14 protein-coding genes are annotated in these 11,365 nt (G+C 72.2%); 4 read left to right on the plus strand and 10 right to left on the minus strand.

What is annotated here, in order from left to right; translation table 11 throughout:
* Positions 1–82: 82 nt before the first annotated feature.
* Positions 83–271: a hypothetical protein gene (locus ACSW7Y_RS12635; RefSeq protein ID WP_438126626.1), complete on the minus strand. Its 189-nt coding sequence runs from the start codon at positions 269–271 to the stop codon at positions 83–85.
* 117 nt (positions 272–388) lie between these two features.
* Here ACSW7Y_RS12635 and soxR point away from each other — a divergent pair, with 117 nt between their 5' ends.
* A complete protein-coding gene (gene soxR, locus ACSW7Y_RS12640) occupies positions 389–856 on the plus strand; it encodes a redox-sensitive transcriptional activator SoxR (RefSeq protein WP_438126627.1) in 468 nt (155 codons plus the stop codon).
* 33 nt (positions 857–889) lie between these two features.
* Here soxR and ACSW7Y_RS12645 read toward each other — a convergent pair whose 3' ends face one another.
* From ACSW7Y_RS12645 to ACSW7Y_RS12655, 3 genes are all read right to left on the minus strand, one after another.
* On the minus strand, positions 890–1,609 hold the full coding sequence (locus ACSW7Y_RS12645) for a phosphatase PAP2 family protein (protein WP_438126628.1): 720 nt from the start codon (positions 1,607–1,609) through the stop codon (positions 890–892).
* Positions 1,610–1,704: 95 nt separating this feature from the next.
* Complete coding sequence (gene pcp, locus ACSW7Y_RS12650) at positions 1,705–2,355, minus strand: pyroglutamyl-peptidase I (RefSeq protein ID WP_438126629.1); 651 nt, start codon at positions 2,353–2,355, stop codon at positions 1,705–1,707.
* Positions 2,356–2,482: 127 nt separating this feature from the next.
* Positions 2,483–3,181, minus strand: a complete 699-nt coding sequence (locus ACSW7Y_RS12655; protein WP_438126630.1) for an SDR family NAD(P)-dependent oxidoreductase — start codon at positions 3,179–3,181, stop codon at positions 2,483–2,485.
* Positions 3,182–3,282: 101 nt separating this feature from the next.
* On the opposite strand from ACSW7Y_RS12655, the gene ACSW7Y_RS12660 reads away from it, so the two are divergent.
* Positions 3,283–4,125, plus strand: coding sequence for a helix-turn-helix transcriptional regulator (locus ACSW7Y_RS12660; protein WP_438126631.1), 843 nt, complete (start codon positions 3,283–3,285; stop codon positions 4,123–4,125).
* Between the two features lie 91 nt (positions 4,126–4,216).
* Here ACSW7Y_RS12660 and ACSW7Y_RS12665 read toward each other — a convergent pair whose 3' ends face one another.
* Entirely contained in the window at positions 4,217–4,513 is a 297-nt protein-coding gene (locus ACSW7Y_RS12665; protein WP_438126632.1) for a Dabb family protein, read from the minus strand.
* Positions 4,514–4,639: 126 nt separating this feature from the next.
* On the opposite strand from ACSW7Y_RS12665, the gene ACSW7Y_RS12670 reads away from it, so the two are divergent.
* Positions 4,640–4,996, plus strand: a complete 357-nt coding sequence (locus tag ACSW7Y_RS12670) for a VOC family protein (RefSeq protein ID WP_438126633.1) — start codon at positions 4,640–4,642, stop codon at positions 4,994–4,996.
* Between the two features lie 148 nt (positions 4,997–5,144).
* On the opposite strand, the gene ACSW7Y_RS12675 is transcribed toward ACSW7Y_RS12670, so the two are convergent.
* Positions 5,145–6,032 (minus strand): SDR family oxidoreductase, encoded by an 888-nt coding sequence (locus ACSW7Y_RS12675; RefSeq protein WP_438126634.1) that lies wholly within the window; start codon positions 6,030–6,032, stop codon positions 5,145–5,147.
* Between the two features lie 155 nt (positions 6,033–6,187).
* Here ACSW7Y_RS12675 and ACSW7Y_RS12680 point away from each other — a divergent pair, with 155 nt between their 5' ends.
* A complete protein-coding gene (locus tag ACSW7Y_RS12680) occupies positions 6,188–6,787 on the plus strand; it encodes a hypothetical protein (protein WP_438126635.1) in 600 nt (199 codons plus the stop codon).
* Between the two features lie 12 nt (positions 6,788–6,799).
* Here the strand turns inward: ACSW7Y_RS12680 and ACSW7Y_RS12685 are convergent, their stop codons facing one another.
* The 4 genes from ACSW7Y_RS12685 to ACSW7Y_RS12700 are packed head-to-tail and all read right to left on the minus strand — an operon-like array spanning position 6,800 to position 11,316.
* On the minus strand, positions 6,800–7,729 hold the full coding sequence (locus tag ACSW7Y_RS12685; RefSeq protein WP_438126636.1) for an ROK family protein: 930 nt from the start codon (positions 7,727–7,729) through the stop codon (positions 6,800–6,802).
* Positions 7,726–9,405, minus strand: a complete 1,680-nt coding sequence (locus tag ACSW7Y_RS12690) for a dipeptide ABC transporter ATP-binding protein (RefSeq protein ID WP_438126637.1) — start codon at positions 9,403–9,405, stop codon at positions 7,726–7,728. The genes ACSW7Y_RS12685 and ACSW7Y_RS12690 overlap by 4 nt, the downstream gene beginning before the upstream one ends.
* Positions 9,405–10,298 carry an ABC transporter permease gene (locus tag ACSW7Y_RS12695; protein ID WP_438126638.1) on the minus strand — a complete coding sequence of 298 codons (894 nt, stop codon included), beginning with the start codon at positions 10,296–10,298 and terminating at the stop codon, positions 9,405–9,407. The genes ACSW7Y_RS12690 and ACSW7Y_RS12695 overlap by 1 nt, the downstream gene beginning before the upstream one ends.
* Positions 10,299–10,356: 58 nt before the next feature.
* Positions 10,357–11,316, minus strand: a complete 960-nt coding sequence (locus tag ACSW7Y_RS12700) for an ABC transporter permease (RefSeq protein WP_438126639.1) — start codon at positions 11,314–11,316, stop codon at positions 10,357–10,359.
* Positions 11,317–11,365: the final 49 nt, after the last annotated feature.

Raw genomic sequence — 11,365 nt, forward strand, 5'->3', positions numbered from 1 at the left:
GCTCGGCGGGGCCCGGCTCGGCGAGGCCCGGCTCGGCGAGGCCCGGCTCGGCGAGGGCCGGCTCGCGGTCAGCCGCGTGCGCTCAGCGGCGCTCGGCGAGCGTGCAGAGCGCTTCGTGAGCGAGCATCACGGGCACCGCGAGGGCGTGGGGCAGCGCTGCTCCGAGGCGCTCGAGCCCGGAGAGCACGGCGTCGAGGACGGGGTTGTCCGTCGGCGCGGGCCAGTTCGAGGAGACGGGGCGGGCGATGTCCTGCTGCGAGAGAACGGTCATGGTCGTGTCCTTCGGGGTTCCAGCCGACCCTGCGTCGGCTTATGATGTACAACATATTGCCGTCCTCATTGCATGTCAAGTGCGATGGGAACGACCTCCGCGCGTACGATCTCGACCATGGTGGAGATCCCGGTACCGAGACCGACCGACCTGCTCTCGATCGGCGAGGTCGTCCGGCGGACCGGAGTCGCGGCGTCGGCACTGCACTTCTACGAGCGCAAGGGCCTCATCCACCCGGAGCGCACCACCGGAGGGACCCGCCTCTACCCGCGGCACGTCGAACGACGGATCGCGATCATCCAGGTGGCGAAACGACTCGGCATCCCGCTCAGCGAGGTGGCCGAGCAGTTCGAGACGCTGCCGACCGACCGGATGCCCTCCCTGCGCGACTGGGCTCGGCTCAACGAGCGGTGGCGCGCTCGGCTCCGTGCCCGCCAGCTCGAACTCGAGCGGCTGCAGGAGGAGATGACGCAGTGCATCGGGTGCGGCTGCGTCTCACTGAACGCCTGCCTCGTGATGAACCCGGGCGACGCGATGGGCGCGGACGGCACCGGCGCGCGTCGTTTGCTCCCCATCGAGAACTGACCCACGCGGGGTGGAGTCACGAAACGCGCGCGCTCAGGCCCGACGCGGCCCTCGGAGGAACGGGACGCGCGGCATGAGCCAGTCGACCCAGACGACCCGGACGCCCGGCGCCACCGCGAGCGACCAGAGGATCGAGGCCGCCGCGTCCGTCGGGTAGTGCACGGCGTCGATGGACACCGCGAAGAACACCACGACGATCGCCACCGTCCCGGCGACGAGCACGACCCGGTGCCAGCGGTTCTCGCGGAGGAGCCAGATGAGGGCGATCACGAACGCCGTGATGTACACCGTGTGGCCGCTCGGGTAGCCCGGGTCGGGCTGCACCGGGAACGGGTGCGGCAGCACGGCGACGTCGGGCCGGGCGCGGTGCACGATCTCCTTCACGACCGCCGAGGGGATCCAGGTGATCGCGATGGTCCCGCCGAACGCCAGCGCCGGTCGGAGGTCGCGCGTCCGCCACCAGATCACCCCGACGACGACGAACGTGATCGCGATCGCCGGGGCCGGACTGATCACGTGGTAGACCCCGTCGGTGAACGCCCCGAGCGCTCCGGTGTGCAGGGCGTTGAGGGCCTTCGACAGCCCGAGGTCGACGGTCCCGAGCGTGAACCCGACGCCCGTGATCACGAGGACCGCCACCACGGCGAGCACCACCGATGCGAGCGGGTACCGGGCGGGTTCGAGGATGCCCACCACGTCGCGGTCGGCGGAGGAGCGGCCCCGGGGGCGCAGGAGTGGGGCGTCGGCGGTCATCCGACCATCGTCCCAGGTCAGCGGGAGCGCGGGCCCGGATTCCCGTGACGATCCATCAGAGACCGTTCAGCGTCCGGGACACCGGCGGCCGGGGGTCAGTGCTCGGCGCCGCCCTGCTCGACCAGGTCCGGGCCACCGCGGAGGGATTCGCGGACGACGACCTCGAGCGCACCCACGACGTCCTCGAGCGGAAGTGTCGGCACTGTGCCGTCGCCGAACCCCGGGACGGCCGGCACGTGCACGAACCCGGCGCGGAGTCCGTCACGGTCCGCGAACGACATCAGCTCGTAGAACGCCTGGTTGCACGTGAAGGTACCCGCCGTGTTCGACACCGCGGCCGGGACACCGAGGGCGCGGATCTCGGAGACGATCCGCTTGATCGGGAGGGTCGTGAAGTACGCCGGCTGTCCGTTCGGATCGATCGGCTCGTCGACGGGCTGCGCGCCGGCGTTGTCGGGGATCCGGGCGTCCTGGACGTTGATCGCGACGCGCTCCGGCGTGACGGCCGACCGCCCCTCCGCGAGCCCGGTCGCGATGACGACGGTGGGCCGGTGCTCGAGGATCGCCGCGGCCAGGCGCTGCCGCACCTCGGCGAACACCACCGGCAGCTGTTCGGTCACGAGCCGACCCGGGCCGTCCCACCGATCGGCGAGCGCCGTCACGGCGTCCCACGACGGGTTCGTCGCGGCGCCCCCGAAGGGCTCGAAGGCGGTGAGCAGGACGGTCGTTCCGGTCGTGTCGGCCACGCCACCAGCCTAGGGAGCAACAGCCGGCGAGGCGAGGGGGCGCGGAGCGCCGTTCGCGGACGACCCTCGTGACGGCGGACGGGAGGCGCGGTGCGGGCCCGACCCGCGCCTCCCGGCCGTCGCCCGGTCACCACCCGAGCGGTGCACCGTCCTCCAGGAAGACACCGCTGGGTGCGTCGGCCCCGGCGTCGGCGACTGCCGCGACGGTGGCGGCGCTCACCTCGACCGGGCGACCGAGCGGGTTCTCCACGCCGCCGAACTCGGTGGCCGTGTAGCCCGGTTCGACCGCGACGAACCGGACCTCGGGCACGGCGCGGGCGTACTGCACCGTGAGCATCGACACCGCCGCCTTCGACGCGCCGTAGACGATCGCCTGGTACTGCGACGCCGGCTTCTCCGGGTCGTGGTTCGCGGCGAACGACCCGAGCGCGCTCGAGATGTTCACGACGATCGGTGTGGTCGAACGGCGGAGCAGCGGGAGGGCCGCCTCGGTCGTGCGGACGACGCTGACGGCGTTCGTGTCGAAGACCTCGAGTGCCTCGGGCCCGTTCAGTGCGACCTTGCCGATGCCGGCGTTGTTCACGAGGACGTCGAGGCCGCCCTCGGCGTCGATGTGCGCGAAGGCGTCGGCGACCGAGGCGTCGTCGATCACGTCGAGCCGCACGGCGCGAGCGGGGTTCGCAGACGTGCTGATCTCTCGAGCGACGGCCTCCCCCGTTGCGAGGTCGCGGGCGCCGACCCAGACGGTGTGTCCGGCGGCGACGAGCTGGCGGGCGGTCTCCTTGCCGAGGCCTCGCGAGGCGCCGGTGACGAGTGTGGTTGTCATGCCGTCAGCCTGTGACGTCGCGGTCCTCTCGGGCAGTCGTCCGGTCGTCCTGGGACCAGCGGACCCAGGACAACACGCCGTCCGCGCCACAGACTGGGCGCATGGCAACCGAGTTCGGCCGCACGTTGCGGCGGCTTCGCGACCACGTCGCGCCGGAGACGGTGGGCGCCGTTCCGGGCAGCCGGCGACGAGCCGCAGGGCTCCGCCGGGAGGAGCTCGCCGCCCTCGCCGGGATCTCCGCCGACTACCTGACCCGGCTCGAGCAGGGGCGTGCGACGACGCCGTCGGCGCAGGTCGTCGAAGCGCTGGCACGGTCGCTCCGGGTCGCCGACGCCGAGCGGGAGCTGCTGTTCCGGTTGGCCGGGCACGCCGTCCCCGGGGCCGAGGTCGTGCCGACACGCATCCCGTCGAGTGTCCAGCGCCTGCTCGATCGACTCGCGGACACGCCCGTGGCGGTGCTCGACGCCGCGGGCACGATCCTCACCGCGAACGCCCCGTACGACGCACTGATGGGTCCGGTCGACGGCCTCCGGGGTCACGAACGGAACACCGCATGGCGCCACCTCGTCGGTCCGGGGAGTCGCGCCGTGCACACCGTCGAGGAGCAGCAAGCGTTCGAGGCGTCGCTCGTGGCCGCCCTCCGGATGACCGTCGCACGATTCCCACTCGACCACGCCCTGCGCGACCTGGTGCGGGACCTCCGAGCGGCGAGTCCGCGGTTCGTGTCGCTGTGGGACACCGGTGATCCCGCCCCCGTGCGCGAGGGCGATCGGCGGAAGGTCGTGGACCACCCGTCGGTCGGGCGCATCGCGCTCGACTGCGACACCCTGCAGATCGCCTCGGACGACCTCACGGTGCTCGTGTACACGGCGGAGCCGGGGTCCGAGGACGCCGAACGGCTCGCACTGGCGATCGTGCTCGGGAACCAGTCGTTGGTCGACTGACGCGGAGCGTGCACGCCGACTCCTCCGGACCGGTCAGCCGTCCGCGGGAGCCGGCTCGGGAGCGGTGACGGGGTGACCCCCACCGCAACGGTCAGTCCTCGACGTCGAAGACCACCACGCGCTCACTGCCCGCCCGGATGTGCGCGGACACGGGCTGGTGCTCGGGGTGCGGCAGGTAGCCGTCGAGCGCTGCCCGGTCACGGAACCGCACGACGAGCATCCAGTCGAAGCCACCCTCGTGGCCCTCGGTGCTGACACTCGGGCCCGAGCGCACCGACTCCACGCCGTCGATGCGGGGCAGGTGCTCCCGAGCGAGGGCATCCGCCTGTGCGGCCAGCCCGTCGGTCCCGTTCCACGTCACCAGTACCACGTGTGTCACGCCTGCCATCGCTGCTCCCGTCGTCACGTCCCATGCTGCCCGCGCCCGGCTGGGACACCTCCACGCCTGTGCGCGTGCGCATCCAAGCGACCTACCGTCGGCCGGGTACGACATCCACGACGAGAGGGAGACACCATGGCGAGTGGAGTGGCAGCGGTCTGGGTACCGGTCAGCGACATGCAACGGGCGATCGGGTTCTACCGGGACGCGCTGGGCCTGACGGTGACGAGCGAGTCCGACGACTGGAGCGAGATCGACGCCGGAGGGTTGCGCCTCGGCCTGAACGCGCGGGAACCGGCGAGCCCGTCGAGCGGCGGCGGTGCGGTGATCACCTTCCAGCCGGACGGGAGCCTCGAGGACGAGGTCGACGACCTCCGGTCGAAGCGCGTCGAGGTCCCGGGCGACATCAGCGAGCACCCGTGGGGACGGATCGTCCCGTTCACGGACAGCGAGGGCAACGACCTGCAGCTGTACGCACCCCCGCAGGGCTGACGGCCGCCGGTCGCGAGGGCGGCTGGGTGACGGACGGGAGGACGGTGCCAGCTGGCACCGTCCTCCCTCGCAGGCTCGGTCGGCGCGCTCCGCGCAACGCTTCGCGTTCCTGCTGTGCGGGGCGCGCCCGTCCGTCTCGTCGGTACGTCTAGAAGGCGGGCGTCCCGCCCGCGATCGTGATCGTCGAACCCGACTGGTAGCTCGACTCCGGGCTGACGAGGTGCACGTAGGCGGCGCCGAGCTCGGCGGGCTGCCCCGGACGCCCGAACGGCGACGACTCGCCGAAGTGCGCGACCGTCTGGGCGTCGTCCGAACCCGGCTGCAGCGGCGTCCAGACCGGGCCGGGAGCGACGGAGTTGACCCGGATGCCCTTCGGCGCGAGCTGCTGCGCGACCGCCTCGGTGAAGGTCTTCACGGCACTCTTCGAGATGGCGTAGTCGATCTTGTCGGGCGACGGGGTGCTCGCCTGGATCGACCCGGTGGTGACGATCGTCGATCCCGGCTCGAGGTGCGGGACCGCTGCCTTCGTGAGCCAGAACAGCGAGTAGATGTTCGTCTTGAAGGTCGAGTCGAAGTGCTCGGTGCTGAGCGTCAGGATGTCGTCGTTGCTGTCCATGCGCCCGGCGACCATGACGAGGGTGTCGAGGCCGCCGAACTCGTCGACGGCCTTCTGCACGAGGTCCTGGCAGTACTGCTCGTCGGAGATGTCCCCGGGGAAGAGGACCGCACGGCGCCCCTCTCCCTCGAGGAGGTCGCGGACGTGCTCGGCGTCCTCCTGCTCGTCGGGCAGGTAGGAGAGCACGAGGTCGGCGCCCTCGCGGGAGAGCGCGATCGCGGCGGCGCGGCCGATGCCCGAGTCGGCACCGGTGACGATGCCGCGGTAGCCGGTCAGGCGCTCCTTGCCGACGTAGCTCTGCTCGCCGTGGTCCGGCTCGGGGTCCATCTTCCAGGCGGCGCCCGGCAGCGACTGCTCCTGCTCGGGGTACGGCGGTGCGGGGTAGAGGCTGTTCGGGTCGCGCTTGTCGTACTGGCTCATGCGCCCACGATGCCCGCGGGTCGCTCCACGCCGGCCCAGGGGCACGGACCACGCACACGCCGTGACAACTTCCACGGCCTCGGCGAATGTCGGCAAGGCTGTTGCGGACGCACCCGGCCGGTCGGCGGAGGGTGCGCGCGGGTACCGTCCGGCCCATGGCGGGCGACTGGGTCGAGTTCGACGACGAACCGAAGCGGCGGGTGATCCGCCGTCGACTCGGCCGGTTGTGGCCGTTCGTCCTGGCGTTCGGGACGGCTTCGGCGTTCGTGAGCAAGGGCGGTCCGAGTCCGTTCCAGTCGTTCGGGTGGATCGCGATTCCGATCTGGTTCGCGGGATGGGGACTCGTCCTGCTCGCGGCATGGGGTGTGCTCCACCTCGTGTCACGGCCCTTCGCGATCGACCGCGAACGCGAGCTCGTGCGGATCCGCGGCAGGGTCGTGCCGTTTACCGCGGTGGACTTCGCGGAACTGGAGCCGTTCACGAACGTGGATCCGGACCTGCTCTCGCTCCGTTTGGGGATCCGCAAGCGGCGGACGGCGGTGATCGTCATCAGGGAGGGTCGCGAGGCCACCGTGACCGGGGCGCATCGCGATGCGCTCCTCGCGGCGCTCGCCGGGTCGTCGATCACCCGCCCGTCGAGCGTCCACGACCCGACCGGCCGGTTCGCCCGGTTCAACTTCCCCGGCTCGCTCGACAAGGCGGGCGCCGCCGAGGTGGTCGAGCACCCGCCCCAGGTCGGTGTCGGCGGCCCGTGATCGCCGCCCGGGTCACGCGACGGGTGCGGCCCCGAACACGACGTCCCGCACCTGCGCCGCCGCCCCGAGCGCCACGGCGTCGGACCCCAGCGTGGACAGCGTGAGCCGGATCGGTGCACCGCTGACGGGCGGCTCGGCAGCGATGGCGGCGGTGACGGCCGGTTCGAGGAGGTCCCACGAGCGGGCGATCCCCCCGCCGATCACGACGGTCGTCACGTCGAGGATCCCCGCCGTGAGCAGGGCGGCGCGCGCGAGACCCCATCCGGCTCGCTCGAACACGGCGGCGGCGTCGGCGTCACCCGTCCGTGCAGCGTCGGCGACCTCGCGGGCGGAGACCCGGCGTCCGGAACGTTCGGCGTACCGGTCCGCGATCCCCCGGGCCCCGGCGAGCGTCTCGAGGTGTCCGACCTGCCCGCACGTGCACAGCGCGTCGCCGAACCCCGGCACGTGGCCGATCTCGCCCGCGGCGCCTCGCGGTCCGGCGAAGAGGGTCCCGCCGAGCACGAGCGCGCCGCCGACCCCGGTGCCGAGCGTCATGCCGAGCACGTCGGGCTCCCCCGCGACGGCGCCGGTCGCGACCTCGCCGAGGAGGAACGCGTTCACGTCGTTGTCGAGGGACGCGGGCACACCGAGTGCCTCGGTCACGGCCGCGGTCACGCCGTACCCGGCCCAGCCGGTGAACGAGTTGCCGGTCACGAGGACCGTGCCCGTCCCGGCGTCGACGACGCCGGCTGCACCGACCCCGACACCCGCCAGGGAGGCCCGGTGCCGGTCGAGCAGGTCCGTCACCGCGCGCACGCCGGTCGCGACGATGGCCGTGCCGCCGGCGTGCGCCGGTGTCGGCAGGTCGACGCGGTCGACGACCTGCAGGTCCGGCGTGGTGAGGAGCACCTTCGTGTTCGTCCCCCCGACGTCGATGCCGGCGATGACCTCGGCGCTCATGCGGTCACCGTCCCGGCAGCGACGAGCCGCTCGGCTCGACGACGCCGTTGCACCACGGGGTCGGGCACGGGGACCGCCGCGAGGAGCCGCCGGGTGTAGTCGGTCTCCGGGTGCACGAGGGTGGCACCGGTCGCGCCCTGCTCCTCGACGACGCCCTGGCGCATGACGACGACGCGCTCGGCGAACTGCTGGACGACGGCGAGGTCGTGCGAGACGAACAGGCACGCGAACCCGAGGTCGCCCTGCAACTCCCGAAGCACGTCGAGCACGGTCTCCTGCACGCTGACGTCGAGGGCACTCGTCGGTTCGTCGGCGACGAGGAGCCGTGGCGAGAGCACGAGCGCCCGGGCGAGCGACACCCGCTGGCGCTGCCCACCGGAGAGCTCACGGGGTGCTCGCGAGGCCAGACCGCGCGGGAGGCGCACGGCGTCGAGGACCTCGTCGATGCGCCGACGCCTGTCGGCGGAGGACATGCCGCGACGGTGCACGGCGAGCGGCTCGGCGATGCACTCGGCGACGGACATCCGAGCGTCGAGCGAGGCCACGGGGTCCTGCAGCACCACGCCGATGCCCGACCGGAGCGTGCGGCGGTCGCGTCCGCGCGCCCGTGCGAGGTCGGTGCCGAAGAGGTGCACACTGCCCGAGGTCGGCCTCTGCAGGCCGAGTGCGACGCGTGCGGCCGTGGACTTGCCCGAGCCGGACTCCCCGACGAGCCCGACGGTCTCGCCTGCGTGGACGGCGATGTCGATCCCCCGGAGGGCGTGAACCGCGCGCGCCCCGCGCCCGAAGGTCACCGTGACGTCCCGCAGGTCGACCACCGGGGGCGAGTCGTGCCTCCCGGTCGACGCGGACGAGACGGACGACACGGACGACGCAACCGGCGCGGACGACGCGACCTCCAGCCGCGGCACCGCGGCGAGCAGCCGCTTCGTGTAGTCGTGCTGCGGGCGGAGCAGGACGTCCTCGACGCCTCCGGTCTCGACGACCTCGCCCTGCAGCATGACCGCGACCCGGTCGGCGAAGTCCGCGACGACGCCCATGTTGTGCGTCACGAGCAGCACCCCGGTACCGGTGTCGGCGGCGAGCCCGCGGAGCAGTTCGAGGATCTCGGCCTGCACCGTCACGTCGAGCGCGGTCGTGGGCTCGTCGGCGATGAGGAGCTTCGGCGCGTTCGCGATCGCCATCGCGATGACGACGCGCTGGCGCTGCCCGCCGGACAGTTCGAAGGGGTACGCCCTCGCCCGGCTCGCGGGCGACGGGATGCCGACGCGGTCGAGGAGCTCCACCGCTCGGGCCGATGCGGCCGCGGCGGACACGTCCTCGTGGTTCCGGATGACCTCGGCGATCTGCGCGCCCACGCGGGTGAGCGGGTCGAGCGCGGTCGCGGGCTCCTGGAAGACCATCGAGACGGTGGATCCGCGGAGCGGCCGGAGGGCTGACTCCGGGGTGCCGACGACCTCGTGGCCGTCGACGACGGCGCTGCCGGTCGCGGTCGCGTTGCCGGAGAGGAGCCCCATCGCGGCGAGCGCCACGGTGGACTTGCCGGAGCCGGACTCCCCGACGAGCGCGAGCGTCTCACCCGGTTCGACGTGCAGGGTGACACCGCGGACGGCGTCGACGGTGCCGGACTCGGTCGAGAAGGTGATCCCGAGGTCGGTGGTGGTCAGGACGGACATCAGCGGCCCCTCACGTCGAAGGCGTCCCGGAGCCCGTCGCCCACGGCGTTGAACGCGCAGACGACGAGGATCACGGCGAGTCCCGGCGGCACGATGAGCCACCAGCGTCCGGAGTAGGCAGCGGTCAACCCGGCGGAGAGCATCCCGCCCCAGTCGGTGGCGGGGGCCTGGACACCGAGGCCGAGGTAGGAGACGTACGCCACGAGGAGGATCGCGTCGGCGACCTGGAACGTGGCGGCGACGACGATCGTGGAGACCGAGTTCGGCAGCAGGTGGCGTCCGATGGCGCGGGCGTGCGAGCCGCCGATGGCCCGCAGGGTGAGCACGTAGTCGCGGTTCTTGAGCGTGAGCGTCTCGGCCCGGATGAGCCGGGAGGGCACGAGCCAGGACACGAAGCCGAGGATGACGATGAGTCCCCACACCCCCGGCGTCGTGATCGCCGAGATGACCAGCAGGATGAAGAGCGCGGGGATGGCGATGCCGGCGTCGACGATGCGCATCATGACGGCGTCGACCCACCCGCCGACGTACCCGGCGACCGAGCCCCACAGCGTGCCGACGACCGTCGCGAGGACGCCCGCTGCGATGCCGACCATGAGCGACACCTTGCCGCCGAACATCAGCCGACCGAGGACGTCGTGGCCGACGGCGTCGGTGCCGAGCAGGTGGGCGGCGCTCGGGGCGAGGTTCACCTGGTCGAGCTGGGTGTGGATCTGGTCGGTCGGGTACAGGAGCGGACCGACGAAGCAGAACAGGACGACCACGACGATGACGACGAGGCCGATCACCGCGAGGGTGTTGTGCCGGAATCGCCGGACGGCGAGGCGCCAGCCGGTCGAGGCGACGACGACGGGTGCGCCGGGTGCCTCCGGTGCGAGTTGTACGGCGCTCATGCGCGGACTCCCATCACGTCGTCGGTGGGCGCAGTGTCGATGAGGGACGTGACGGCACTCATGCGCGGGTCGCCTTCGTTCGCGGGTCGATGAGGGACTGCGCGACGTCGGCGAGCAGCGTGCCCACCACCGTCGCGATCGAGATGACGAGGACGCAGCCGAGCAGCGTCGGGTAGTCCGACGTCTGCGCCGCGTTCCAGAACAGCAGCCCCATGCCGGGGTAGTTGAACAGCTGCTCGGTCACGAGCGCGCCGCCGAACAGCACGGGGAGGTAGTAGCCGAGCATGGCGACCACCGGGGTGAGCGAGTTCCGGAACACGTGCCGCCGGAGGATCGTCGCCGTCGAGGCACCCCCGGCGCGGGCGGTGCGGACGTATTCCTCCTGCAGGTTCTCGAGCGTCGAGGCCCGCATGTACCGGCTGAACACGGCGATCATGGCGAGGGCTCCGGTGACGACGGGGAGCACGAGGCCGGCCGGGTCCTGGAAGACCTCGGCGAGGGTGTTGCCGCTCGGCGCCTGGGACGGCAGCCACGGCAGCTGCTGGCTGAACACGATGATCAGCACGAGGCCGAGGAAGAAGGCGGGCGTCGAGTAGAACACGAAGGCCAGCGCGGTGGCCGCGTAGTCGACCGCACCGTTGCGGCGGACGGCCTGCCACATGCCGACCGGGATCGCGATGACGAGGCCGAGGACGGCGGACATGCCGGTGAGCACGAGGGTCTTCGGCAGGCGCTCGGCGATGAGCTGCGAGACCGGCTCGTTGAGCGTGTACGACATCCCGATGTCGCCGGTGAGCAGGCGCCCGAGGAACCGGAGGTACTGGACGGGCAGCGGCTGGTCGAGCCCCTGCGACTGGTTGAAGGCGGCGATCTGCGCCGGCGTCGCGGAGACGCCGAGGACGCCGCGGGCGGGTCCGCCCGGCAGGGCGTGCAGCAGGCAGAACACGACGATCGTGACGATGAGGACCACGGCGAGTGCTTGCAGCACGCGCCGGAGCAGGTACAGGGCTGTGGTCATGCGGCTTCCGTCATCGGGGTGGGTGGTGGGTGGGCCGGGAGGCTCGGTG

It is taken from the genome of Curtobacterium flaccumfaciens (genome assembly GCF_051548005.1).
Lineage (GTDB): Bacteria > Actinomycetota > Actinomycetes > Actinomycetales > Microbacteriaceae > Curtobacterium.

Excerpts from the sequence above, each read along its gene's own strand:
- ACSW7Y_RS12635 (WP_438126626.1), bottom strand. The coding sequence starts at position 271 with ATGACCGTTCTCTCGCAGCAGGACATCGCCCGCCCCGTCTCCTCGAAC.
- soxR (WP_438126627.1), top strand. The coding sequence starts at position 389 with ATGGTGGAGATCCCGGTACCGAGACCGACCGACCTGCTCTCGATCGGC.
- ACSW7Y_RS12645 (WP_438126628.1), bottom strand. The coding sequence starts at position 1,609 with ATGACCGCCGACGCCCCACTCCTGCGCCCCCGGGGCCGCTCCTCCGCC.
- ACSW7Y_RS12655 (WP_438126630.1), bottom strand. The coding sequence starts at position 3,181 with ATGACAACCACACTCGTCACCGGCGCCTCGCGAGGCCTCGGCAAGGAG.
- ACSW7Y_RS12660 (WP_438126631.1), top strand. The coding sequence starts at position 3,283 with ATGGCAACCGAGTTCGGCCGCACGTTGCGGCGGCTTCGCGACCACGTC.
- ACSW7Y_RS12665 (WP_438126632.1), bottom strand. The coding sequence starts at position 4,513 with ATGGCAGGCGTGACACACGTGGTACTGGTGACGTGGAACGGGACCGAC.
- ACSW7Y_RS12670 (WP_438126633.1), top strand. The coding sequence starts at position 4,640 with ATGGCGAGTGGAGTGGCAGCGGTCTGGGTACCGGTCAGCGACATGCAA.
- ACSW7Y_RS12675 (WP_438126634.1), bottom strand. The coding sequence starts at position 6,032 with ATGAGCCAGTACGACAAGCGCGACCCGAACAGCCTCTACCCCGCACCG.
- ACSW7Y_RS12680 (WP_438126635.1), top strand. The coding sequence starts at position 6,188 with ATGGCGGGCGACTGGGTCGAGTTCGACGACGAACCGAAGCGGCGGGTG.
- ACSW7Y_RS12685 (WP_438126636.1), bottom strand. The coding sequence starts at position 7,729 with ATGAGCGCCGAGGTCATCGCCGGCATCGACGTCGGGGGGACGAACACG.
- ACSW7Y_RS12690 (WP_438126637.1), bottom strand. The coding sequence starts at position 9,405 with ATGTCCGTCCTGACCACCACCGACCTCGGGATCACCTTCTCGACCGAG.
- ACSW7Y_RS12695 (WP_438126638.1), bottom strand. The coding sequence starts at position 10,298 with ATGAGCGCCGTACAACTCGCACCGGAGGCACCCGGCGCACCCGTCGTC.
- ACSW7Y_RS12700 (WP_438126639.1), bottom strand. The coding sequence starts at position 11,316 with ATGACCACAGCCCTGTACCTGCTCCGGCGCGTGCTGCAAGCACTCGCC.